Origin of the sequence: Marinobacter zhejiangensis, assembly GCF_900114775.1 — a bacterium.
Taxonomy (GTDB): Bacteria; Pseudomonadota; Gammaproteobacteria; order Pseudomonadales; family Oleiphilaceae; genus Marinobacter; species Marinobacter zhejiangensis.
This window is the reverse complement of the sequence record NZ_FOUE01000002.1, coordinates 767086-792192: the sequence shown is the minus strand read 5'-3', so window position 1 is coordinate 792192 and position 25107 is coordinate 767086. Positions and strand designations below refer to the sequence as shown.

Annotated in this window: 23 protein-coding genes; 15 read left to right on the top strand and 8 right to left on the bottom strand. The window is 55.1% G+C overall.

Features of this window, described 5'->3' with window-relative positions:
- Positions 1–71 precede the first annotated feature (71 nt).
- Positions 72–383, top strand: a complete 312-nt coding sequence (locus tag BMZ67_RS09020) for an Mpo1-like protein (protein WP_092021775.1) — start codon at positions 72–74, stop codon at positions 381–383.
- 1 nt (position 384) lies between these two features.
- A complete protein-coding gene (locus tag BMZ67_RS09015) occupies positions 385–1794 on the top strand; it encodes an adenylate/guanylate cyclase domain-containing protein (protein ID WP_092021774.1) in 1410 nt (469 codons plus the stop codon).
- A 20-nt stretch (positions 1795–1814) separates the two neighbouring features.
- Here BMZ67_RS09015 and queF read toward each other — a convergent pair whose 3' ends face one another.
- From queF to BMZ67_RS09000, 3 genes are read right to left on the bottom strand one after another with little or no spacing between them, the layout of a single operon-like run.
- On the bottom strand, positions 1815–2633 hold the full coding sequence (queF, locus tag BMZ67_RS09010) for an NADPH-dependent 7-cyano-7-deazaguanine reductase QueF (RefSeq protein WP_092021773.1): 819 nt from the start codon (positions 2631–2633) through the stop codon (positions 1815–1817).
- A gap of 46 nt (positions 2634–2679) precedes the next feature.
- Complete coding sequence (locus tag BMZ67_RS09005; RefSeq protein ID WP_092021772.1) at positions 2680–3453, bottom strand: ABC transporter permease; 774 nt, start codon at positions 3451–3453, stop codon at positions 2680–2682.
- On the bottom strand, positions 3450–4415 hold the full coding sequence (locus tag BMZ67_RS09000) for an ABC transporter ATP-binding protein (protein ID WP_092021771.1): 966 nt from the start codon (positions 4413–4415) through the stop codon (positions 3450–3452). The genes BMZ67_RS09005 and BMZ67_RS09000 overlap by 4 nt, the downstream gene beginning before the upstream one ends.
- Positions 4416–4665: 250 nt before the next feature.
- Between BMZ67_RS09000 and BMZ67_RS08995 the strand changes: the two genes are divergently transcribed.
- Positions 4666–5787, top strand: a complete 1122-nt coding sequence (locus tag BMZ67_RS08995) for an organic solvent ABC transporter permease (RefSeq protein ID WP_092021770.1) — start codon at positions 4666–4668, stop codon at positions 5785–5787.
- A 24-nt stretch (positions 5788–5811) separates the two neighbouring features.
- Here the strand turns inward: BMZ67_RS08995 and BMZ67_RS08990 are convergent, their stop codons facing one another.
- The 3 genes from BMZ67_RS08990 to BMZ67_RS08980 form a co-directional block, all read right to left on the bottom strand.
- Positions 5812–7116 carry an HD-GYP domain-containing protein gene (locus BMZ67_RS08990; RefSeq protein ID WP_092021769.1) on the bottom strand — a complete coding sequence of 435 codons (1305 nt, stop codon included), beginning with the start codon at positions 7114–7116 and terminating at the stop codon, positions 5812–5814.
- A 192-nt stretch (positions 7117–7308) separates the two neighbouring features.
- The gene (locus tag BMZ67_RS08985; RefSeq protein WP_092021768.1) at positions 7309–7905 is read right to left on the bottom strand and encodes a hypothetical protein; all 597 of its coding nucleotides are present in this window, start codon (positions 7903–7905) and stop codon (positions 7309–7311) included.
- A 49-nt stretch (positions 7906–7954) separates the two neighbouring features.
- Positions 7955–8227, bottom strand: coding sequence for a PilZ domain-containing protein (locus BMZ67_RS08980; RefSeq protein WP_092021767.1), 273 nt, complete (start codon positions 8225–8227; stop codon positions 7955–7957).
- A gap of 194 nt (positions 8228–8421) precedes the next feature.
- Here BMZ67_RS08980 and BMZ67_RS08975 point away from each other — a divergent pair, with 194 nt between their 5' ends.
- Together BMZ67_RS08975 and BMZ67_RS08970 are read left to right on the top strand one after the other, a co-directional pair.
- Positions 8422–9441, top strand: coding sequence for a Fe(3+) ABC transporter substrate-binding protein (locus BMZ67_RS08975; protein WP_092021766.1), 1020 nt, complete (start codon positions 8422–8424; stop codon positions 9439–9441).
- A 116-nt stretch (positions 9442–9557) separates the two neighbouring features.
- The gene (locus BMZ67_RS08970; protein ID WP_092021765.1) at positions 9558–11249 is read left to right on the top strand and encodes an ABC transporter permease; all 1692 of its coding nucleotides are present in this window, start codon (positions 9558–9560) and stop codon (positions 11247–11249) included.
- Here the strand turns inward: BMZ67_RS08970 and BMZ67_RS08965 are convergent, their stop codons facing one another.
- Both BMZ67_RS08965 and BMZ67_RS08960 read right to left on the bottom strand, forming a co-directional pair.
- Positions 11250–11729 carry a YiiD C-terminal domain-containing protein gene (locus BMZ67_RS08965; RefSeq protein WP_092021764.1) on the bottom strand — a complete coding sequence of 160 codons (480 nt, stop codon included), beginning with the start codon at positions 11727–11729 and terminating at the stop codon, positions 11250–11252. It lies immediately after the preceding gene.
- A 126-nt stretch (positions 11730–11855) separates the two neighbouring features.
- Complete coding sequence (locus BMZ67_RS08960) at positions 11856–13523, bottom strand: AMP-binding protein (RefSeq protein ID WP_092021763.1); 1668 nt, start codon at positions 13521–13523, stop codon at positions 11856–11858.
- A 408-nt stretch (positions 13524–13931) separates the two neighbouring features.
- Here BMZ67_RS08960 and BMZ67_RS08955 point away from each other — a divergent pair, with 408 nt between their 5' ends.
- From BMZ67_RS08955 to BMZ67_RS08915, 10 genes are all read left to right on the top strand, one after another.
- Positions 13932–14903, top strand: a complete 972-nt coding sequence (locus BMZ67_RS08955) for an ABC transporter substrate-binding protein (protein ID WP_092021761.1) — start codon at positions 13932–13934, stop codon at positions 14901–14903.
- Between the two features lie 115 nt (positions 14904–15018).
- Positions 15019–15921: an ABC transporter permease gene (locus tag BMZ67_RS08950; RefSeq protein ID WP_092021759.1), complete on the top strand. Its 903-nt coding sequence runs from the start codon at positions 15019–15021 to the stop codon at positions 15919–15921.
- A 12-nt stretch (positions 15922–15933) separates the two neighbouring features.
- Positions 15934–16728: an ABC transporter ATP-binding protein gene (locus BMZ67_RS08945; RefSeq protein ID WP_092021757.1), complete on the top strand. Its 795-nt coding sequence runs from the start codon at positions 15934–15936 to the stop codon at positions 16726–16728.
- Positions 16729–17354: 626 nt separating this feature from the next.
- The gene (locus tag BMZ67_RS08940) at positions 17355–19493 is read left to right on the top strand and encodes an adenosylcobalamin-dependent ribonucleoside-diphosphate reductase (RefSeq protein WP_092021755.1); all 2139 of its coding nucleotides are present in this window, start codon (positions 17355–17357) and stop codon (positions 19491–19493) included.
- 28 nt (positions 19494–19521) lie between these two features.
- Entirely contained in the window at positions 19522–20220 is a 699-nt protein-coding gene (locus BMZ67_RS08935; protein ID WP_092021753.1) for a TSCPD domain-containing protein, read from the top strand.
- A gap of 280 nt (positions 20221–20500) precedes the next feature.
- A complete protein-coding gene (locus tag BMZ67_RS08930) occupies positions 20501–21571 on the top strand; it encodes a hypothetical protein (RefSeq protein ID WP_092021751.1) in 1071 nt (356 codons plus the stop codon).
- An 84-nt stretch (positions 21572–21655) separates the two neighbouring features.
- Positions 21656–22138: a hypothetical protein gene (locus tag BMZ67_RS18510; RefSeq protein ID WP_139214353.1), complete on the top strand. Its 483-nt coding sequence runs from the start codon at positions 21656–21658 to the stop codon at positions 22136–22138.
- A 123-nt stretch (positions 22139–22261) separates the two neighbouring features.
- Positions 22262–23023 carry a hypothetical protein gene (locus BMZ67_RS08925; RefSeq protein ID WP_092021749.1) on the top strand — a complete coding sequence of 254 codons (762 nt, stop codon included), beginning with the start codon at positions 22262–22264 and terminating at the stop codon, positions 23021–23023.
- A gap of 132 nt (positions 23024–23155) precedes the next feature.
- Positions 23156–24202: a DUF3800 domain-containing protein gene (locus tag BMZ67_RS08920; RefSeq protein WP_092021747.1), complete on the top strand. Its 1047-nt coding sequence runs from the start codon at positions 23156–23158 to the stop codon at positions 24200–24202.
- 130 nt (positions 24203–24332) lie between these two features.
- The gene (locus BMZ67_RS08915; protein ID WP_092021745.1) at positions 24333–24977 is read left to right on the top strand and encodes a hypothetical protein; all 645 of its coding nucleotides are present in this window, start codon (positions 24333–24335) and stop codon (positions 24975–24977) included.
- The last annotated feature ends 130 nt before the right edge of the window (positions 24978–25107 follow it).

The following is a 25107-nucleotide window of genomic DNA, read 5'->3' as shown; positions in this document are numbered from 1 at the left end:
AGGCAATGCTGCTAGTCTTTACCGGTAGAATAGTCTACCTCTAAAAAACTGATAACACGGGTAGCGCGTGCATGAGTGACACCAAGACCTTCAACAGTTTCGGCGAGTTCTATCCGTTCTATCTGGAGGAGCACAGTGACGTTACCTGCCGTCGGCTTCATTACCTCGGCAGCGTGTTGGTGCTTTTGGTTGGTGGGTATGCACTGTTCTCGGGTCGCCTGGCCCTTCTCTGGTTACTTCCCGTCATCGGCTACGGATTTGCGTGGCTGGGGCATTTCAAGTTCGAGAAAAATCGTCCTGCGACATTCCAGTATCCCTTCTATAGCCTGATGGGTGATTGGGTCATGTTAAAAGACATGCTGATCGGCCGAATCCGGTTCTGAAATGATGAATGCTCCCTTAAAGGTCGCCAAATCGCTGACCCTCGACAGCAGCAAACCTGTGGCGGTTCCCCCTATGCCGGACTATAACGGCCGTGTTTTGGCTTACACGGCAACAGCGGCCATCGTAGCAACCTGCCTGTACCAGTCCGTTGTGCCCAATTACATGTACTGGCTGCTTGCCGGCTTCGTGATCTGGCCCCACATCATCCATTACCTCAGCCGACGAACGATACTCCGCAAATCGCCGCGCATTCGCCAGAAAATGCTGGCGATGGACTGCGCCTTTGCAGGCGGCCTCATTGGCCTTCTTGGGCTGGTGGCGATTCCGTCAGTGGCGGTCATTATCACCGCCATGTTCAGCTGCCTGATTGTGGGCGGCATACGGCTCTGGCTGGCCGGCACGGTGCTGATGACCACCACCGCCATCATTTCTGTTGCCACCCTGGGCACTGCGGATTCGTTTCAGTCCCCTCTCCTCACCAGCGTTGTTTCGGTGGCGGCTGCCGGTGTCTACATTTGCGTCACCGCCTACTATGCCCACCAGCAGGCCCGCTCCCTGATGCAGGCCAAGACCCAGATTCAAAACCAACGAGAGCAATCCATCGCCCTGTCCCACAAACTCTCCAAGTACCTGTCACCCCAGGTTTGGCAGTCTATTTTTACCGGCGAGCGGGATGTGCGGCTGGAGACTCAGCGCAAAAAGTTGTCGATTTTCTTTTCAGACATCAAAGGGTTTACCGAGCTGTCTGAGGAAATGGAACCGGAAGCCCTGACGGAACTGCTGAACCACTACTTCAACGAAATGTCAGAAGTGGCCCTGAAATACGGCGGCACCATCGACAAGTTCGTTGGCGACTCCATCATGGTGTTCTTTGGTGACCCCACCAGCAGGGGATCGAGGGAGGATGCCTTTGCCTGTGTATCCATGGCGGTCGAAATGCGCAAGCATATGAAGATCATGCGCCAGAAGTGGCGTAGCCAGGGGATCAAGACACCGCTGGAAATACGCATGGGGATCAGCACCGGCTACACCACCGTCGGAAACTTCGGCGCCGAAAACCGAATGGACTACACCATTATCGGCAAGGAAGTTAACCTCGCCAGCCGCCTTGAGTCCCTGGCAGAACCCGGTGAAATCCTGGTGTCCTACGAAACCTTCTCGCTGATCAAAGACAAGATCATGTGCCGGGACAAGGGCGAAATTACAGTGAAAGGGTTTGGCCGCCCCGTCCCCATCTATGAAGTGGTCGACTTCCGTCGCGACATGGGCCCCAACCGCAGCTTCATGGAACATGAGCACAGCGGGTTTGCCATGTATCTGGATTCCGACAAGATCACCGAAAAAGAGCGGACCTGCATTCTGGCCGCCCTTGAAGATGCAGCAGACAGACTAAGACAGGAAGAGGTTTAACTCCTCCCCCTGCCACCAGGTTACTGGCGCACCAGACGAAGTGACGGCGCTGCGCCAGGCTCGGTACTGCGCCAGGGATTGATATCAAGACCACCCCTCCGCGTATAGCGCGCGCACACGGTCAGCGACTCCGGCTTGCAGTGAGCCATAATGTCGGTAAACACCGTTTCAACACAGTGCTCATGAAAATCCTGCTTCTGCCGGAAACCCACCACGTATTTCAGCAAGCCCGCCTTTGAGATAGCTGGCCCGGTGTACTCGACGGTCAGGGTTCCCCAGTCAGGCTGACCGGTGACCGGGCAGTTGCTCTTGAGCAAATGGGAACACAGCTTTTCCGTCACCACCGGCCCTTCCGTCGTCAGGCTCGATGGGTCGTACTCGTAGCTGACCGAATCCACTGGCTCATCGTCAATCAGTATGAACCCTTCCGGGCGCCCGATCGCATCACCACTGTCATCCACACTGTGGAGGCGGGCCTTTACAGCCGCCCCACAGGCGCTGGACAGATCCTTCTCAACCACCGACAGCATCTGCTCAGCCGAGGAGAACGTCGCCTGATTCAGGGAGTTCAGGTACAGCTTCCAGGACTTGGACTCAATCAATGCCGGTGACGCCGCAGGGACACGAAACTCCACCCAGGCCACTGCAGGTACACCAGAAGGCCGCAACCAGGACACTTCCCAAGCCTGCCAGAGATCCTCGCCAAACCACGGCCAGCGGCCATCTGAAAGCCCGATCCGGCGACGGTTGTCGTCACGGACTACTGGAAACAGCAGATCCGGACTGTAGCTCTCTGGGTATTCGCTACTTTTTCCCAGCGGGGCGTTATGCAAACCCATGATCAATCCTCAACTTCAATGAATCGACGCCCGGCGCCGTTCAACATCAATGGCGGATACCTTTACCGCGCTTCAGCATGGTCAGCGCGACGACTGCCAGCAGTACGATAAACATCGTTACCATGGACAAGGCCACACCCACATTGACGTCCGACACCCCGAGAATGCCATAGCGGAAGGCATTCACCATATACAGGATCGGGTTCACCATGGACACGCCCTGCCAGAACTCCGGCAACAGCTGTATCGAGTAGAACACGCCCCCCAGGTAGGTCAGTGGCGTCAGTACGAACGTGGGTACAATGGAAATATCATCAAACTTGGTGGCCAGCATGGCGTTGATAAAGCCCCCCAGGGCGAACAGCGCAGAGGTCAGCAACAACGTCACGACCATAACCCCCAAGTGGTGAATCTGCAGACTGGTGAACGCCAGCGACACCAGGGTTACGATAACACCCGTGCCAAGCCCCCGCACCATGCCCCCAGACACGTAGCCGGCCAGTATCACCCAGTTGGGGACCGGGGACACAAGCAACTCCTCAATGCTGCGCTGGAACTTCATGGAGAAGAACGACGAGACAACATTGGCGTAGGAATTGGTGATCACCGACATCATGATCAACCCGGGCACGATATAGGACATGTAGTCGAAGCCGCCCATCTCCCCAATGCGGGAACCAATCAGGTTGCCAAAAATAATGAAGTACAGCGTCATCGTCATCGCCGGGGGCAACAGGGTCTGCGCCCAGATACGGGTAAATCGCCGCACTTCACGGATAACAATGGTCAGGTAGGCGGTCCAGATGGCGCTTGCTGTCACTGGCGTGCCTCCCCTTTCTGCGTGCTGCCTTCTTCGCTGGCCTGCTCGCTGTTCTCTGCAACCATGCGGATAAACAGTTCCTCAAGCCGGTTGGCTTTGGTTCTCATGCTGAGTACGCGGATACCTTTGGCCTCCAGCTGAACAAACACCTCGTTGAGGCTTTGGGATTTTTCAACATCAACCTCCAGCTCACCGTCTCCACTCAGTCTTGTGGAAAAGCCCTCCAACTCCGGGGCCGATGCCAGGGGTTCGCTGATATCAAGGACGAAGGTTTCCAGATGAAGCTGCTGCAAAAGATCCCGCTTGCTGGTGTGACGGAGGATCCGGCCATGGTCAATAATGGCAATGTTGCGGCACAACGCTTCCGCTTCTTCCAGGTAATGAGTGGTCAGGATGATCGTGGTGCCCTGGCGGTTCATCTCCTCAAGGAATGCCCACATCGAACGACGCAGCTCAATATCAACACCGGCCGTGGGCTCATCCAGGATCAGCAGACCGGGTTCGTGAACCAGCGCCCGGGCAATCATCAACCGCCGCTTCATGCCACCAGACAACATCCGTGCCGGAGTGTCCCGCTTGTCCCAAAGCCCGAGTTTCCGCAGGTACTTCTCCGCTGACTCACGGGCACGGCGCAGCGGGATGCCATAGTAGCCGGCCTGCGTCGTGACAATATCGAATACTTTTTCGAACTGATTAAAGTTGAACTCCTGGGGAACAACCCCGAGGTTCAGCTTTGCCGCAGAAAGGTCGGTGTCGATGTCGTGACCGAACACCCGGACCTTGCCTGACGACTTATTCACGAGTGAGCTGACGATCCCCAGGGTCGTCGATTTGCCGGCCCCATTGGGCCCCAGCAAAGCGAAGAAATCTCCCTTGGCGACGTTCAGGTCGATTCCTTTAAGGGCCTCAAACCCACTGCCGTAGGTCTTGGTGAGCCCCTGAATTTCCAGTGCGTAAGTCATTGCAGGTCCTGGCATGAATGAATGACCGGGTACAAAGCCCCCGCCCAGCCTCAGTAAGTTGTGATGAACCGTATGAATTTCAAGTCACCCCGGATCAACAGAGCGTCTTCCGACATGGCTTTTTATGGCCAGCGCAAAAGGGTCAAACTGCGACCGGCATCCCGATAACGGCTTTTCGCCCCCCCTATAATGCGGGTTACAACAATTTACAATGTGGCCGATTATATGGCCGGGCCAGTGTCATCTCGCTATGAAACAGTACCTATTCTATAAGAAACCACTTGCTGCCTGCCTCCTTGCCGGGCTGTTGTCCGGCTGCCTGGATGACGGTGGCTCCGGCGGCAACGACCACCTCAAGGGTCAGCTACTCCCCAGCGGCATCGAAGGCCTCAACTACCGGACCGCAAGCACCACCGGTGTCACCGGCGCCGGTGGTCGCTTCGACTATTACGAAGGCGAAACGCTGCAACTCAGCGTGGGTGACTTGCCCCTGGTTTCCGACGTTCCCGCGGGTGAGTTCGTCACGCCACTGGAGTTCTTTGCCGAGCTGAGAACCCGGCTGGAAACCTCTCCCGTCAACAGCGAAGGGCTTCTGGATCACCGGCTGACCGAACAACTCCTGCTCCAGGACCCGACACTGATCAACATGACCCGATTCCTGATGGCGCTCAACTGGCGAGATACCATTCAGGACGACGAAGGCATCGAAATACGGCAACGGGTGATCGACCAGCTGAACGCTGCCCTGCCCAACCTTGAGCAGCCTATAGATTTTTCAGTTGGCACCATCGCCTTCGCCCAGACCGGCGAGAACCGGTCCCCGGCGAATGCGTTGCTGTGGGAAATCTGTTTCTATGAAGAAAACGACGAGCGCTGCGAAGATCCGCCAACGCTGGAAGAAATTGAGGCAGCCCCAGAGCGGCCAGCCGACGAGGAGGAGATTGACCCCGATGTTGTGTATCGGGAAGACCTCATCTCCAAACGCGACCGCATTAGCAACTCCCGACGGGACCTTGCCAAGTTTTCGATCAACCGGGCTGAAGAGTTCCTGACCCGCGAGCTGGATGAAGTCACACGGATTTTTGCCAATCGCTATTTCCTGGATTCCGAAACGGCCTCGTACCCGGCTACCGACACAAGCATTCATCGCACCCAGGTTCGCCAGATCGGATCATCCCCTGCGCTAGCCGCAATGGAGGCCGTAAGCCTGCGGGACAATGACGTGGTCGTGCATTCGTACGACTGGCAGTCAGCGACGGTGGAGTACTTCATTGCCGGGGAATCAGGAGGCGAGTCCGACCTTTTGATCAACTTCCGGCCGGAAGATAACTATCGCTGGATCAAGAAGCAGCTGCGGGTGGTTATCCAATAACCACCCGCTCGCTGTCTTCCTCTATTAGCGGCTGATCAACCGGGTCAGCCGCCACTTGGCTTCCGCACCGGTCACATCGTAATAACTGGGGTTAAGCCCTTCCACCCCATGGGGCAGGCAGCCTTCAACAATGAGCCTGCGGTTTTCACCGGCACCCGCATTGTAATCGGCCAGATTGACCACCTTGGCAGACTTCAGTGGCCTTTTCTCCCGATCGGTCATCACCATGACCTTGGGCAACAGGCGCCGCGCCGAAGAGTGAGACACCACCACGCCGCACTGCCCATCGGACAACTCCACCAGCGTACCAACCGGGTAAACCCCGATAGACTGGATAAACTTCTCAACCAGGTCTTCCTGAAACTCGATGTTGCGTACATCGTACAGGTGGCTGACCGCCTGTGCCGGCGTCATCGGAATGCAGCCGTCTCTGGGTTCAATCAGCGTTTCGTAGTAATCCACGAGACCGGCGATCTTCGCCAGCAACGGAATCCGATCGCCGCGAACACCCGCAGGGAACCCAGTACCGTTATGCCGTTCACGGTGATTCTGTACCACGCTGATCACCGCCCTGGACAGCCCGGAAGCCTCAAGCAGCGCGACACCCTTCTCTACGTAAGTCCGGTGCAGTTTGAAATCTTCAGCAGACAGGCTGTGCTCATTGCGAACCAGCGCAACCGGCAGTTCGGCCTTACCCACCTGAGCCAGCAGACAACCCAGCGCCAAATGATTCAGCAACCCAGGTTCAAGCCCCATATGACGGCCGCAAACCAGCCCCCATACGGCAACATTCATCGCATGCTGGTAAGTATAATCATCGTGTTCCCTGACCCGGCTGAGCCACAGCAGCGCGTCGGCATTCCGAACCACGCTGTCGGTCATCTTCTGAACCGACGCAGAGAGCGCTTTAAGGTCAACGGCCTCTCCAGCCTTCACACTCTTCATGACACGCTCGAACGACAGTTCGACGTCACGCAAGACTTTCACCCCAACCTTCACTTCCTTCCGGAAATTGACAATTTCCTCGTAGCGAACAGGGTTCTTGAGACTGATAGGCGGCAGTTCCAGGGTTTGCTGGGATGAGGCCGTGCGCCTGCGGCGGAATATGGCCGCCGGGGCATCGGATTGGAACTCGGAGAGATCCCGAATCTCGGCAACATCCACCATAACCCAGCGACAATGAGACACTACCGCCTCAATATCTTCCTGACGGCGAATGTAGAAGCCCTGAATGGGAAACGGCGTTTGATGCCACGGCCGGTCAAGGTCGGACACAAACATACCGATTTCGAGATTTTGTGACGGGACTTTTTTCTGTGCGACGCCCACCGTTTCACCCCTACCTATTACTGCATAAACCTATTAATGATGGTTACTATTTTGCCCGGTAACCCGCCAGAGTCCATTACAATTCCGTATCGCCTCGTTACCGGCGGGATACTAGGCGTTACCAAAGTTATCCGCAGGATACAAAGTGTAGCAATGTGCTGTGCATCACACTTCTACTGCAACAAACGCCCGTTACTGCTTACAGATTGCATCGTCCAGCTCAGGCAACCGCCCTGCCAGACTGCCTCGCGGCGCCTTGCGCACATCAATGACATAAGGCACCGACGACGGACGGATGTAGTCGACGTTTTCAGTCTCACCCTGAACCGCCCTCTGCGGCTGCTCCGGGTGACAGGAAACGGTCAGCTCAATGCGCCCTCCAAGCTCTGCTACCTGGGCAGCCTGGGGCCCTCCAGAAATGGCCATGCACACAGTATTGGCATCAGCTGCACGGTCTCCCAGTCGGTCCAGGCCCGGCTCGCCACAGGCCCGGATACCATCACCACACGCCCCCCGGGAATCAGAATGGGTGGCATCCGTCAGCCGCCAGGCTCGCTGGCTGCACTGGGTAACCACAGAAACCGGCGTGGCTTTGTCGTCGAACAAGGCCCAACCCGGATATTCCGCCGACTGCCAACTGACCCGGACCTGCCGCGGCTCGCCGCTCGAGTTGGCAGCCGGAAACACCGCGTAATGACTGTAATAAGAGGCGCAGCCAGCCATCAAAGCGGGCAGGCAAACGGCAGGAATTCGTAAGAGAAGGAATAGAGAACGTTTTTGTGTGAACACGCCAGAAGTGCCTCCATACACTCATTGACCACTACGCCATCGCTTCAGGTCAGCTATCCGAGAACTGAAGTCCGTAGCCATCCGCAGACTTTCGCACCACCACCATTTCGCGGACAGGTGCCGGAACGGGCAGCCCCTGAACCTGAACCTTCACGCAATCGCCCAGTTCCAGGGTAATTTCAGCGTTGGTCACGACGATAAACACCCCGCCATCGGATACATCCCTCGTGGACAGGAGCAAACTGCCCAGACGAGCATGTTCTACACTGACTTTGGCGCTAAACGCTGTTCGGAGGTGTTCTCTGCGGTTTTGTGCTGCCATGGGGCGACTACCTACTTCTGCGTCCATAACGTAGATTGTTATTTATCGCAAGCATAGCATTGTTTTACCGCAAAATACCCGACACAGTTGACACTGACACAAATTGTAATGAGAATGGTTGGCGTTTGGTTTTAAATATTACTATCACCTACAACCATCACCTATAACCCACGCCGACTTCAGGAAGGTTAACTATGCAACTCAAGCTCATCGCATCCGCAGCAATGGCTATTGCCGCATCCACTGCCAGTGTCTGGGCAAACGCTGGTGAAGAGGTCAACATATACTCCTACCGCCAGGCTTACCTCCTTGAGCCCCTGCTTGAAGCCTTCACCGAAGAAACCGGCATCGAAACCAACGTCGTATTTGCCCGCAGCGGTCTTGCCGAGCGCCTGGAACGCGAAGGCCAGAACAGCCCGGCCGACCTGGTGATGACCGTCGACATTTCCCGGATCAACGAACTGGTTGAGCGGGGCCTGACCCAGCCGCTGCAAAACGATGTACTGGAACAGAACATTCCGGCACACCTGCGCCACCCTGATGGCAAATGGTTCGCCCTGACCACCCGCGGCCGTATGATCTACGCGTCTGTTGACCGGGTCGAGGAAGGCGAAATCAGCACCTACGAAGACCTTGCCGACCCCAAATGGGAAGGCCGTATCTGCACCCGTAGCGGCAAACACCCTTACAACATTGCCCTGTTCTCTTCAATGATTGCCCATCACGGCGAGCAGGAAGCCGAACAGTGGCTGGCCGGCCTGAAGAACAACCTCGCCCGCAAACCTCAAGGCGGCGACCGTGACCAGATCAAAGCCATTGCCGAAGGCGTCTGTGACGTATCCCTGGGCAACAGCTACTACTACGGCAACATGCTCGAAGACGAGAACCAGCGTGAAGCCGCAGAAGCGGTCCGCATCGTGTTCCCCAACGCCGATGACCGTGGCACTCACATCAACATCAGCGGCATTGCACTGACCAACAGCGCACCCAACCAGGAAAATGCCATCCGCCTGATGGAGTTCCTCTCGCAGGAGAAGGCCCAGCAGATTTACGCTGAAGCCAACACCGAGTACCCGGCCAACCCGAACGTTCAGCCTTCCGGGCTCGTGGCCAGCTGGGGCGAGATGCATGCTGACTCCCTGCCGCTGCAGACCATCGCCGACAACCGCGAAGCCGCTGTGAAGATGGTTGACCGGGTCGATTACGACAACTAATCCACCCGATAATGACAGGGCCACGGCTGGCCCTGTCATTGCATTACGACAGACGCACCATTGCAGACATTGCCTGCTCTGACTAAACTCCCGTTCTTTTATTCATAGGGACGACCATGAGCCAGCAACCCACAATCAGCGCTGATCAGCCACACCATCAGCCCTTGCTGGCCCGACGCACCTCAAAACGCTGGTTGTTGTCTGCCATCCTGACAACCGCCATCGTCGCGCTCCCGATACTGTCCGTCATCTATCTGGCGTTTTTTCCGGACGAGAACATCTGGCCACACCTGGTCGATACCACCCTGCCACGCTACCTGACCACCACCTTCAAGCTGATGCTTGGGGTGACCGCCATCACGTTGACCATCGGGATCATTACCGCGTGGGTAATCACCATGTGCAATTTCCCGGGGCGCCGATTCTTTGAATGGGCCATGTTGCTGCCCTTTGCCGTTCCGGCCTACGTGATTGCCTATGTGTACACCAGCCTGCTGGACTACGCCGGCCCTGTGCAGATCGCCCTGCGGGAAGTGTTTGGCTGGACCAGCGCCCAGGATTACTGGTTCCCGGAAATCCGCAGCCTTGGCGGGGCCACCCTGATGATCGGGCTGGTCCTCTACCCCTATGTCTACCTGCTGGCCAGGGCCGCGTTCCTGGAACAGTCACCCTCCCTGTTTGCAGTCAGCCGGAGCCTCGGGCATTCAGCGCTGAGCACCTTCTTCCGCGTGGTGCTGCCCATTGCACGTCCGGCCCTCGCGGTTGGTCTGTCACTGGTGCTGATGGAAACCCTCAATGACTTTGGCACCGTCGATTTCTTTGCCGTGCAAACCCTGACCGCCGGGCTGTTCGACACCTGGATGAACCTGGGCAATCTTGGCGGTGCCGCACAGATCGCCACCACCATGCTGACGTTTGTGGTGATCCTGGTGACACTAGAGCGCTACTCCCGCCGCCGGCAGGCCCAGTTCGCCGCCCGTGACAATCGCACCCCGATCACCCGCTTTAACCTGTCCCGCTCCAAGCAGCTGCTGTGCCTGCTGGCCTGCCTCATGCCGGTATTCCTGGGCTTTGTCATTCCTGCCCTGACCCTCGCCAATTTTGCCTATGAGTACTTTGCCGAGAGCTGGAACACCACGTTCATCCGCAACACTGTGAACAGCCTGTTCCTGTCGGGAACCGCCGCACTCACCACCCTGATCATCGGCGTTGCCCTGGCCTACAGCCGCCGCCTGCACAACACCAAGGGCATGCAGGTACTGATGCGACTGTCGAGCCTGGGCTATGCCATGCCGGGCGCAGTCCTGGCGGTGGGGGTCATCATTCCACTGGCCGGGTTCGATAACTGGCTGGATTCCATCATGCGCAGCACCTTTGGCATCAGCACCGGACTGCTGCTGAGCGGCACCACTTTCGCGCTGGTTTTCGCCTACACCGTTCGCTTCCTGGCGGTGTCCGCTGGTAGCGTCGAGAGCGCCCTGCAGAAAGTGACCCCAAGCATGGATATGGCGTCCCGATCCCTGGGGCACAGCCCCAGTGGCACGCTGATAAAAATCCACCTGCCTATGCTGCGGGGCACCCTGCTAACAGCGGCGCTGGTGGTTTTCGTGGATTGTATGAAAGAGTTGCCGGCCACGCTGATCCTGCGGCCCTTTAATTTTGAAACCCTGGCGACCTACGTGTACCAGTTTGCCTCCGACGAGCGCCTGGCCCACAGTGCCCTGCCCGCGCTGATCATCGTCATCGCCGGCATCATCCCGATCATTCTGATGAGCCGCTCAATCGGCAATACCCGCAGCGTGGCCTGATCAGCCCGCAACCGGACGGGCATCCTGTACCACAAAGCGGCCTTCAAAACTGGCCAATACCTCGCCCTCTGCATCGATGCCTGCAGAGGCCGGGTACACTCCGGCCTTAACCGTCAGGCGTCCTTTGCCATGGCGATCCAGGCTTTTCTTCAGACGGGCGAGATCCGCAGCCCCTGGCAGTTCCGCCATCGCCACAAAATCCTCCGCCACCGGCCCCAGATAGTTCATTTCACCGCCCTGAACCACCACGTTACCGGTTAATCCGAAATCCGCCAGTTTCAGCTCAACACTGCCCCAGGCCGCAACCACGGCAACCGAATACAGGCTACCGCCAAACCCGGTACCCTGGTGATTGTGATTGGGCTCCAACGGGGCGCTGACCACCAGCCGCTCACCATCATAGTGGTCAACGGTCACCGCCAATGCCCGGGTTAGTGGAATGGTGTCGTTTATTCGTTTCTGGAATTGCGTCAGGTCCATGCTCTCTCCCTCTTGATCGACCTAGTCTAAGCACTGACGATACATTACCCAATAGACGGAAAGTCGGACGGACGGGGAAACAAAAAAGGCCTGGAGTACCAGGCCTTTTCGTTCAGCGCTTCAGGCTTACTGCCAGATAACCGGCTGTCGCTTGGCGTACCAGCTATCCAGGTCCACCTTGTAGGCGTCTTCCACCACGTTGCGCTTGAGCTTCATTGTGGGCGTCAGGAAGTTGTTTTCAATGCTCCACTCATCCCTGACCACCGTGATGAACTGCAGCTGCTCATGGGGATCAACGCTCTGGTTCACTTCCTTCAGCAGTGACGAGAAGCTGCTTTCCAGCTCCTGACGGAAGGCTTCATCCGCCTTACGCCGACTCGCATCCTCGGACAGCATGACCAGACAGTGAGGCTGAGGGTAGTTTTCGCCAGACACACACACCATCTCGATGTCGGGATGGCTCATCAGCTTGTTCTCGATCGGCGCCGGCGCGACGTACTTGCCCTTACTGGTCTTGAAGATTTCCTTGATACGACCGGTCAGCTTGAGGCGTCCGAGGTCGTCGATTTCGCCCTTGTCGCCGGTCTTCAGGAAGCCTTCCTCGGTCATGGTCTCCTGGGTCTTCTCGTCATCCTTGTAGTAACCCATCATGGTGGCAGGGCTGCGTACCAGCACCTCGCCCTGCTCGCTGATTTTCACCTCAACGCCCGGCAGCCCCTCGCCCACGTACCCGGTACGGGCTCGACCCGGCTTGGTCATGTGCGAATACGCGAAGTTCTCAGACATGCCGTAGCCTTCCAGAAGCTCCAACCCAAGCCCGCGATACCACTCCAGGATGTCGTGAGACAGCGGCGCAGATCCGCTACCGGCAAACTTGACGTGCTGCAGGCCAAGGTTGGTCAGAATCTTCTTCTTGATGACCCTGCGCACCAACGGCACCCGCAACAGCTTATCGAGCTTCTGCTTCGGCATCTTCTGGAACACACCGTGCTGGAACTTGGTCCAGATCCGCGGCACTGCCAGGAACAGCGTCGGCTGTGCACGCTTCAGGTCATTAACGAAGGTGTCCAGGGATTCCGCAAAGAACAGCTGGAAGCCCTTGTTCATGGAGCCCAGCTCGACCACGAACCGCTCAAACACGTGAGACAGCGGCAGGTAAGACAGCATGCGCTCGTTGCAGCCGATATCCAGGGCGTCCACACCACCGGCGGCGGCGTAGGCCATGTTCTCAAAGCTCAGCATCACCCCTTTCGGCTTGCCGGTACTGCCCGAGGTATACACGATGGTGGCCATTTCCTTCGGGTCGCGGCTGACGTTTTCTTCCAGCGGCGGGAACTTGGCAACGATATCGTCCCAGGTTTTGTAGTCGTTGGGAGGGCTCAGCGGGTAGGAAATGCAATGCATGCTTTCGGGTACGCCGGGCTTCATGCTGTCCCAGTCGTCAAGCTTGCCGACAAACAGCACTTCACAGCCGCTGTGCTCCAGGATGTAACCCACAGTGTCGGCGTTCAGGGTTGGATAAAGCGGCACCGATACGTGCCCGGCCATCCAGATCGCCCAGTCCGACATGATCCATTGGGCACAGTTCTTGGAAAGGATACCAATGCGGCTCTTCTCCGGCAGGTTCAGGGACTTCAGGTACGCCGCCATGCGACGAGCCTCGCCAACCGCACGGCGCCAGGTGTATTCGGCCACCTGGCCGTTGCCCATCGGCTGGGTAAGGTAAACGGATTCTGCCCGAGCGGTTTCCCAGTGATAGACCAGCTCCAGGGGGAGTTTTTGATTCGTGTCCATGACGCTTCCTTGTTTCGTTTATTCTGCTTATAGGTATTCTGTAGGGTGTTTTCTTATAAGATGCTTTCCGCGGATTCTGGCGAGCCAACGTTGCCCTTCCAGCCCCTTTCGACTTTCGTAGTATATTTCACCACAGGCCATTACGTTAAAACGTGACGCAATCACAACTATATTGGCCTGATCGACACAAATTCGTCCACTCGTCTATACGGAAAATCCCCACCCCTTGCTGATGGCTAATGATCGACCAAGCAACAGCCATTCCCGAATTGCTGTGATAAACTTTCCCGCTTTATAACCCTGGGAACCCCAAATTAACCCCTAAGTCGCCCCAAGGGCGTGCGCTTCCAACAGCGCGGACGTTAGTTGGTCGTTCCTCAAAAAAACAAACACCAGGAGACTCGGCGTATGGCCAAGCGGACTTTGCGCACACTAGTCGGCGCGATGATAATGGCAGCAGCTGGTCTGGCCCAGGCCGACCAGAAAGTAGTAGCAATTACCCAGATCGTAGAACACCCGGCACTTGATTCTGTTTACCAGGGTGTACGGGACGAATTGGGTGAGCGCGGCTACACCGACGGCGACAACCTGCAAATCATGCACGAGAGCGCTCAAGGCAACGCCGCCATTGCCAGCCAGATTGCCCGCAAGTTTGTTGGCGAAAGCCCCGACGTGATTGTTGCCATTGCCACTCCGTCCGCCCAGACCGTTGCCGCAGCTGCCCGTGAGCTGCCGGTCGTCTTTGCCGCCGTGACCGACCCGGTAGGCGCCAAACTGGTCGCCAGCCTTGAACAGCCCGGCGCCAACATCACCGGTGTAACCGACATGCTGCCGATCGAGCGTCATATCGACCTGCTGCAGCGCATCATGCCAGACGCCCGTCGCATCGGTACGGTCTACAACCCTGGCGAAGCCAATGCGGTATCCCTGATTGAACTGCTGGAAGAGCGCCTGGCCGCCCGCGGCCTGGAACTGGTAAAAGCACCGGCCACCAAAACCTCTGAAGTTCTCGGCGCTGCCCGTTCACTGGTCGGTAAAGCCGACGCCATCTACCTGACCACTGATAACACCGTGGTCAGCGCGGCTGAAGCCGTGGTTTCCGTTGGCGAGCTCGCTAAAATCCCGGTCTTTGCCGCTGACACCGCAACCGTTAGCCGCGGCGCCGTTGCCGCCCTGGGCTTTGACTACTACGACCACGGCCGCCAGACCGGCGCCATGGTTGCCCGCATTCTTGAAGGCGCCAACCCCGGTGAAATGCCGGTTGAAAGCGTTGACAGCCTGAACCTGTTTGTTAACCCGGAAGCCGCAGAACGCATGGGCATCACCCTGTCTGATGACCTGATCGGTTCTGCCCAGGAAGTTGTCTCCAATAACCAGTGAGACACACTGCGGACTGGCCTCACGAGGGCCGGTCCGCCTCTTTCTTTAAGCAATGAGTGTTTCTTAGCGAATACCTATTTCTTAGCGAATAACACCTCACAGCGAATACCTACCCATGCTCAGTGAAATCGCTCTATACGGCGCCATCGAAACCGGCCTGATTTACGGCCTTGTCGCTTTCGGCATCTACCTTTCTTTCCGGGTGCTGGACTTTCCAGACCTGACTGTGGACGGCAGCTTCCCGCTTGGTGCTGCCGTTGCCGCCATTTTGATCATCAACGGCGTCAACCCGTGGCTGGCCACCGGCGCCGCCATCCTCGCTGGCATGGCCGCCGGGGCTGTCACCGCCCTGCTGAACGTCAAGCTCAACATCCTGAACCTGCTGGCGTCCATTCTCACCATGATCGCGCTCTACTCGGTTAACCTGCGCATCATGGGACGTCCGAACGTGGCGCTGCTGGGCGAAGAAACCGTATTGACGCCCTGGTATGACCTGGGCATGAAATACCACCTGGTACCGGTGGTGCTGTTCGCGATCATAACGGTGGTTTGCCTGTTCCTGTTGTGGCGCTTTATGAAATCAGAAACCGGGCTGGCCATGCGAGCCACCGGTGCCAACGCCCGGATGGCCCGTGCCCAGGGCATTGCCACCGGCGCCATGGTGGTACTTGGCGTTGCCCTGTCCAACGGCCTGGTCGGCCTGGCCGGAGCCCTGTTCGCCCAAAGTCAGGGCGCAGCTGACGTCACCATGGGTGTTGGCGTTATCGTTATTGGCCTGGCGTCGTTGATTGGTGGTGAGGCAATGATCACCCCCTCAAGCGTATTCCGCGCCCTGCTCGCCTGCGTTGTGGGAGCCATCCTGTACCGTCTGGCCATCGCGTTCGCTTTGAACGCCAATTTCATGGGGCTCCAGGCCCAGGACCTGAACCTGATTACGGCGGTTCTGGTGACCCTGGCGATTGTCCTGCCGGGCGCGCGCAATTCGCTCGTTTCCCGCCTGTCCCGCAACAAGGCCTAACGGAGGTTAACCATGATCAGTGCAAGCGACCTCAAGCTGACCTTCGGCAAAGGCACACCCCTTGAAAACCCAGCCCTGCGTGGAATGAGCCTGACGGTTAACCAGGGTGAATTCGTCACCGTGATCGGCAGTAACGGCGCCGGTAAATCTACCTTCCTCAACGCCCTTGCCGGCGAAGTGATGGTAGACAGCGGCACCATCATTGTTGATAACCAGGACGTCACCAAGCTCCCCACCCACAAACGGGCGCACCGGGTTGCACGGGTATTCCAGGACCCCCTCGCCGGCACCTGTGAGGGGCTGACCATTGAGGAAAACCTGGCACTGGCCATCAAGCGTGGTCAACGCCGCGGACTGGGCGCAGCCGTTAAGGCTCGTTACCTGGACCAGTTCCGCAGCAGCCTCTCAACCCTCAAGCTCGGACTGGAAAACCGCCTCGGCGACAAAATGGGCCTGCTCTCCGGTGGCCAGCGCCAGGCCGTCAGCCTGCTGATGGCAAGCCTGACGCCATCTGCCATTCTGCTGCTGGACGAGCACACCGCTGCCCTGGACCCCAAGACTGCGGACTTTGTCCTTGAGCTGACCCAGAACATCATCGCGGAGCAGAAGCTCACCGCACTGATGGTCACCCACAGCATGAAACAGGCACTGGAAGTCGGCAGCCGCACAGTGATGCTGCACCAGGGCCAGGTGGTGTTTGATATCGCCGGCCCCGAACGGGAAGGCCTTGAGGTGAAAGACCTGCTTGGCCTCTTCGAGAAACAGCGCGGACTCGAGATCGACGACGACAGCCTGTTGCTGGGCTGACCCACTACTGGCCGGGAGGCCTCGCCTCCTGGCCAAACACCCCTTGCCCTCACCCCCTCTTTTTTGCTCGCTCTTCCCACACCCTCTGCTCGCCCCGCGTGATGCCATAAGCACGACCCCGCACTTGACATAGCCATGCCCCCGAATCACTCAAACCGACCTTCTACGCACATATATCGACTATTTTTTGGGCACAAGATATTGTGTTAAACCATCATTAACCCCAACCCCAGACGAGGTGCGGGCTCCCGGATTTTCAAGTGGTTTTTCAATGAATTTTCTAACTGATGCCGGAAAGTTTAATAGGCGTCTTCTTCTTCACAGACCACTACATCCTGTTATACTTTCGGAAAATTCACCAAGATGTTGGGTCATTATTGACCAAACTGGCCGATTCGCAGGCGATCGGGAGCACCCGCTTCCTTTCGACCAAAGGCTAAGAGCCAAAGAGCATCGGCAATCCGGCAACGGCGAAATCATAACCACCACATATAGTGGTTAATAAAAAAGCAGCCGGAACACTTGGCAACACAGGTTTCAGGGGTAAGGCGGCGTATACTGACAGGAGTTCCTGTTGGGTATGGCCGCCTTCAAGTAAGCACTATATGGGAAGTCAGAGGGCAAACATGAACGCTAAGGCACAGGCAGTGATAACAACAATTCCGATGCAGGACGCTTCGCTGGATATCTGGAGCAGCAAATACCAGCTCAAGACCAAGACCGGCGAGCCTGTTGATAAGAATATCGAAGCCACCTACCAGCGTGTTGCCGAAGCCCTTTCCCAGGTTGAGAACAAAAACGTTCGCGCCAAGTACCAGAAAGAATTCGTCTGGGCTCTGCAGAACGGGGCCATCCCGGCCGGTCGCATCACCTCCAACGCCGGTGCCGAAGCCCACAAGCCAGCCACGTCCACCATCAACTGTACTGTGTCTGGCACCATTGACGACTCCATGAACGACATCCTGGAGAAAAACCACGAAGCCGGCCTGACCCTGAAAGCCGGTTGCGGTATCGGTTATGAATTCTCCACCCTGCGCCCCAAGGGCGCGTACGTAGCTGGCGCGGGTGCCACCACCTCCGGCCCGCTGTCGTTCATGGATATCTTCGACCGCATGTGCTTCACCGTGTCCTCTGCCGGTGGCCGCCGCGGTGCCCAGATGGCCACCTTTGATGTTCACCACCCCGACATCATCGATTTCATTCAGGCCAAGCGTGAAGATGGCCGCCTGCGCCAGTTCAACCTGTCCCTCCTGATCACCGAAGACTTCATCGAAGCCGTCAAGAACGGCGACGACTGGAAGCTGTCGTTCCCGGTCACCCAGAAAGAAGTGGACGAGGAAGGCCTCGACCTGACCGACACCAGCAGCTTCGTTTACCGTGACTTCCCGGTCACCGAAGGCTACGTTGTGAACGACGAAGGCAAAGTGGCCTGCCGGATCTACCGCACCCTGAAGGCGCAGCTGATCTGGGACACCATCATGACCTCCACCTACGACTACGCCGAGCCAGGTTTCATCCTGATCGACAAGGTCAACCAGATGAACAACAACTGGTTCTGCGAGGACATCCGTGCCACCAACCCCTGCGGTGAGCAGCCCCTGCCCCCTTACGGTAGCTGCCTGCTGGGCTCCGTGAACCTGACCAAGTTCGTTGACTATCCGTTCACCGACAAAGCCAGCTTCAACTACGAAAAATACCGCAAGGTGGTGGGCACCTTCACCCGCATGCTGGACAACGTGGTTGAGATCAACGGCCTGCCCCTGCCGGAGCAGCGTCACGAGATCACTCACAAGCGCCGCCACGGCATGGGCATCCTCGGCCTGGGCTCCACCCTCGCCATGCTGCGTATGCCGTACGGTTCTGACGAGTCCGTACAGTTCACCGAAGAAGTGGTTCGTGAAATGGCCGTGGAAGGCTGGCGCCAGTCCCTGGCCCTGGCTGAAGAAAAGGGCCCGGCGCCGATCATGGACCAGGACTTTGAAGTTACCCCGAAAATGCTGGCCCAGCGTCCGGAACTGGCGGCTGATGGCTTCAAGCTCGGCGACACCGTTAAAGGCCGTGTCCTGCACGCCAAGTACAGCCGCTACATGCAGCGCATTGCCGAAATGGAGCCGGAACTGGTTGAGCAGCTGGCCGAGAAAGGTGGCCGTTTTACCCACCACACCTCCATCGCTCCGACCGGCACCATCAGCCTGTCACTGGCCAACAACGCCAGTAACGGCATTGAGCCGAGCTTCTCGCACCACTATTCCCGGAACATCATCCGTGAAGGCCGCAAGACCAAAGAAAAGGTCGACGTGTTCTCGTTCGAGCTGCTGGCCTACCGCCAGCTGGTGAACCCGAACGCCATGCCGTTCTCCGACGAGGAAGACAAGAAGCTGCCCAGCTACTTCACCACCTCTGACGACGTCACCCCGACCCAGCACGTGGACATCCAGGCCGCCGCGCAGAAATGGGTGGATTCATCCATCTCCAAGACCGCCAACGTACCGCAGGACTTCCCGTACCAGGACTTCAAGGGCATCTACATGTACGCCTACGAACAGGGCCTGAAAGGCTGCACCACCTTCCGCTTCAACCCGGAAGCGTTCCAGGGCGTACTGGTTAAAGAGAAAGACCTGGAGAACACCCTGTACGAATTCACCCTGGACGATGGCAGCAAGGTAACCCTGAAGGGCAACGAAGAGGTAGAATACGACGGTGAAATCCACACAGCCGCCAACCTGTTTGACGCCCTCAAAGAAGGCACCTACGGCAAGTACTAATCCGGACAACCGACACAGGACTACGAGCATGACTGTAAAAATCACCAAGAACATCGTCGGTTACCGGGTGACCAAGGCCGACGAGCAAGCCAAGCAGGAAGCCCCGGCACAGGACAACAGCCCCACGCCGGTCAAGATGAACGAGACCATTGAGCGTCCGGACTTCCTGTTGGGCACCACCTACAAGATCAAACCGCCAGTGGCGGAGCACGCGATGTACATCACCATCAATGACATCCTGCTCAACGAAGACACTGACCACGAAAGCCGTCAGCCCTATGAAGTGTTCATCAACTCCAAGTCGATGGAACACTTCCAGTGGGTTATCGCCCTCACCCGCGTTATCTCTGCGGTATTCCGCAAGGGTGGCGACCTGACCTTCCTGGTGGAAGAGCTGCGCTCGGTGTACGACCCCAACGGCGGCTACTTCAAGAAAGGCGGCGTGTTCATGCCCTCCCTGGTGGCGGAAATCGGCGCGGTGATCGAGAAGCACCTGAAAGCCATCGGCCTGCTGGAAAGCGAAGAAATGAGCGAAACCACCAAACGCATCCTCGCGGAAAAGCGTGCGGAATTCGAATCCAGCCAGAAAGCCGCCACCAACGACGACAGCTCCGCCAGCGAGTACCCAGCCAACGCCACCATGTGCGGCAAGTGCAGCACCAAAGCGGTGATCGTGATGGACGGCTGCGCCACCTGCCTCTCCTGCGGAGACAGCAAGTGCGGCTAAGGTGTACAACCTGATGCGCTGAACAGAAGGCCCGGAAGCGAACGCTCCCGGGCCTTTTTGTTTTGGGTGAGATGTAATCGCTTGACCGCGTCGTTATTACGCGGTGATATTACGTAAATTGACGAATCCTGATCGCAACTTGTTGAATGTTGGGTTAGTTTTAGGCATGGATTCTCTATTTCTGCGTAATAACGACGCGTAATAATAGAGACGTCGCGTTTTGGAATAATGAAGCGTTCTATCTAATACGCTGTTACATGCATCATAAATAGGGAGCCACATGGCAGAACTCTTTAATACGAATCAAAGCAAAACGGTTCTAGCTAAGTTCAAACACAAGGTTGATGGCTTGGCTCCTGCCGACGATTTTGAAAAACAAAGGAATAGCCTGATTCGGTTAGTAATAGGCTCAATGGAAAATAAGCCCGAACAATGGGATGAGCTTTGTCAGATAAACATTCAATGGATTGGTGACCAATTCATTAATCGTCTGGCTGATGAAGAAAAAGAACTCTCCAAGGAAAGGCTGGATGATATTTGTTCGATGTGCTTCCGCTTTCTGTTCGAGCTATATCTTTCCATGAAAAACGATTTGGCTATGGAGTTTGAAGCAGCCAGACGATTTGTTTTTAACAACGTTGATTCATTTGAACACAACGCAAAAGAACAAATCGAATATGCGATTCGTGATATGCCAATTAATATTTTCAAGGCTATAGCCAATAGCGACGCTATAGATAGCCTGAAAAATTTCAATGCGGTTTCTGCTAAAGCAGAAAAGCTAAAAGATGATTGGGATTCTGAGCTGTCGGAAAGAGAAGCTAGGGTTAATTCACTTAAAGAATCCTTGTCAAAATATGAAAATGCGTTCAATTTTGTTGGTTTGTATCAAGGGTTCGATGAGCTTTCGACTGAAAAGAAAGAAGAGCGAGATGGGATATTGCTTTGGCTTCGGGTCTTATCGGTTCTGATAGTATCCCCAATAGTTGCAGAGCTGATCTTTGTTTACATGCACCTAGATAATATTGCTGCTGTTAAGGACGGGCTTTTGGTTTCAATTTTCCCAACGGTGTCCTTGGTTGCAATTTCCGTCTACTACTTTCGAGTTCTTTTGTTTAATTATAAGTCTGTGAAATCACAGCTTTTACAGATAGATCTTAGAAAAACTCTTTGTCGATTTATTCAAAACTACTCAGAGTATTCGATCGAAATGAAGAAAAAGGATACAGGCTCTTTAGATAAATTCGAGAGTATCGTATTTTCAGGGATAGTAACTGATGATGGGAGCCTGCCATCAACATTTGACGGCATGGATAAAATAGGAAAATTGATAAAGGCGGCAAAGTCTTGAAGAAAGCATGTAACAAACGCATGTTGTCGGACTGGTTTTCCGCTGCGCTCCAAACCAGCCGCAAATGCGGGCGTTGGGTGTCATATGAAACATAGGATTCCACCTTTAGTTGAGAGTGTTGAGGGAGGAGGTGTTACTTGGAAGCGCCTGGACAATATCGATTATGAGTTACTCGGCTACTTCCTTTCGTGCCACTTGATTTTGGAGCATTACGTTGACCACTTTCTTCAAGGTTACTCCGACCGACCCTTTTCATGGGGAAAAGCAAAACTGACGTTTGGCCAAAAATTATCTTTGTTATCGGGTGAACAATTTCCAGAGCCCTGGAATCCAGTGCCGTCGCTTAAGCACCTGAATAAACTCCGAAACAAATTTGCTCACAACATTTCTGCGACCCTGTCGATGGATGACCTGCTGCCTCTCCGAGAATTTTTGCGGAAAGTATCCAAGGACGAAGGTGGAGTTCCTAACGGAGAGAGGGAAGTGCTAGAAGCTTACACATCACTAGCTGGTGCCTTCTTTGCGGGCGCTATATCTCGATCCGCGCGCGGAGCTGAGGCCAAATGACACCCAAGAAGTCATGCAGTTCGTTACGGCCATGAAAGGCCTCCACCGGACAGCCTTTTCTCCGCTTCGCTGCGTAAAGGCTGCCGCTAAATTTTGGCGTTAGGTTTTTATGGATAAATTGCTATGGACGTAAAAATAGTCGCGGTAGTAATCGGCGCTCTGCTCGGCGGTGCGATAAGCGCCGCAAGTTTCTACTTAAAAAACAGAAAAGAAGTTAGAGAAAAGATAAACGAAGCCCTTTTTCAGCTTCTCGAAGTTTGGTCTCTAATTGCTATGATTAGAGTCATTGGCTCTGACAAATTTCATTCAATGCTTATTAGTCGGATTAAGGCTAACTTTCCATATGAGAATATTGGCAAAAAAGAAGAGGATTCCATTAAAGATGGAATGGTAAAAGCATTACCTTTGCTTACTGGCATGGAAGAAAGCAGATTTGATAGCCGTTTTATTGATAAGTATCAGAAATCAGTGATTGAGTTAGCAAAAATTTACCCTTTGCTTGCCTTCAATCTTAATCGTAATCAGATGCTGATTCAGTTCCTTGGGGCTCTTGATAAGCTGGCCTCAGAGGCTCCCATGAATGAGGGAGATTTGGAAGCTTTAGAGAACGCGCAAGACTTCATGCTAAGCGAATCCCTTGAGGAATTGGAATCTGATTTAATTGTTCTGGCCTCCTCATCAGGTTATCGAAATAAAAAAGCAACAAAGGCAACTGTAAATAGATTGAAAAATAAGCTAGATAGTATGCCCAGCGAAATTTTTGATGCCTATATAGAAAAGGTGATTACTCCCTTAGTTCAGTCGCACTATGATAATCTGGGAATTCCAAACCCGAACAACTTAGCAAAAAAACCCAACAAAGCTATGCACGCGACAAGCGCGTGATAGCGGCGTTGGGCGGCATGATTGTTCAAGATCTGTATGACTAAATCCAGTCATAGAGATAAAATTATTGCGTAGGTATTGCCTGAGGTGCTGATCTAAAGATTTGCCACCGTTCTAAACAAGAGGTCTTTCATGGAATGCTTCCGGATTGATGAGAGCGGTTATACAGGATTCGACCTATTAAACTCTGAGCAACCCTTCCAAGGGGCAGCAGCCGTTTCCATAAGCGATCAAGAAGCCGAGCGATTGATCAAGGAGCACTTTCCCAGCTTGCAGGCGACTGAGCTCAAGTACCAAGCGCTGTCCCGTCGGCCAAAGAACCACCCAAGACTGCTCGCTTTGCTTGGTGATATCCATGCTAACTACAAGTGTGTGACCTATGTCTGTGACAAGCGCTTTCTGCTGTTGCTGATGTTCTTGGACTATGCAGTCGAGCCGTTTTACTTCGAGAGAGGGGTCGATTTCTATGCGGATGGCCAGAACTACTCGCTAGCGTCCCTGCTATATTTTGCTGGCCCCACCCTTTTGGGCAAGGGGGCGTTCGATGCTCTGTTGGCCGCCTTTCAAGCTGCAATGAAGGAGAAGACCAAGAAAGCTCTGGAAGATCTTGTCACAGCGGCACGCAAGACAACGTGGAATCAGCTACCAGAAGCCCTAGGGCCTCTGGCGGGTTATGGAGCTCCGGAGTGCTTATCGGCGATAGCAACACCTGGTGTCAGCACTGATGCTGCCTTGGTCGTTCTTCAATCCCTGATAAGCCGAATGGAGGTTATGGCGGATGGGCCATATCGGGTTGAGCACGATCAATCAAAAAACCTGGCCACTTACCACAACTTATTGGAGCGCTACATCAATCATAACGACCAGATTGAGTTTCGGCAGTCAGAAATCGCAAGTATTAAATTCCCGCTCAAGCTCACGTCAGTCACTCAAGTCGATTCAAAGGACAGTCCGGCTGTCCAGTTGGCGGACGTTATGATCGGTGCAGCCATTGAAGTGACAAAAATCTTGAGGGGCCAGAAAGCTGGAGGCTTAGAGCCAGATGCATTATTAGATCTATATAAGGATGAGCAGATCATACATATGTTTCCCTCGCTTGATTTCGATGAGCAACGACGTTTTCGGAAAGGGACACAGGCTGCAGAGGTAATTGACTACTTTTCGCAGTTCTATGTCTAAGCGAAGGGGCCGCCCAACAAAGCCAGTCACGGCGACGGCTTCGACATTGCGGTTTCGCCCTCATGTCAAAGCCGCGAAAGCTGGCTGGCGTTGGGCGTCGCCGAGATAATCATCAAGTAGGAGTCAATCTTTGCAGTCTGTCATTGCGGGACCGGCCTTTTTGGTAGTGTTACTCGTTTTTATACTGGGCTTCGTTACTGGCCAATCGTTGGAACTTGGTTGGGGGTTGCCGCTAGGCACATCGTTGACGTTCTTTGTCGCATCGGTCGGTTTGTGTGCAACTTTGTATCATTCTTATGCAGTACGTCGGCATAACCGGCTGCTTGTTCGGCCACACTTGATTTTTGATAGCCAGTTTAACAATACGTCGCTAGACGGAAATTACACCTATCAGTTAAGAGCGAAAAACGTCGGGTTAGGCCCTGCAATCATCACCAAGTATGCAATTTCTTTCGAAGGAACGGATGATCTTGACCCCCACACTGTATTTGAAGAATGGGTCAAGTTGGTTAATAAATGCACGCCAGCGAAAGGGAAAGCTCACTGTAGGGCGGGATATCTGTATAAGGGCCACGCGCTAGATAAAGGAGAAGAAAAAACACTTTTGGAAGTTAGCTTTCCTAAAGAGGGCCTCACTTTCATGGAAGCGCGTGAATTGGCCAAAGCACTTGTTAAAAAAATTGATGGGCATATTGAGTATAAGTGTCATTACGGCACCCGACATAAGATTGAGAAGCAATTTTCGTCTACAGGAACTCAAGGCGCTTTAGAGTGACACTGGTCGAGCAGTCTATTGTGCCCAACAAGTCGCTCCAGCCGACCGCTAAAGCGGCGGCTGAGCCTCGGCGTTAGCTCTCTGAAATGGCTTGATCGACTGGTCGTAGCTAGTGATCTTGTCAGGATGA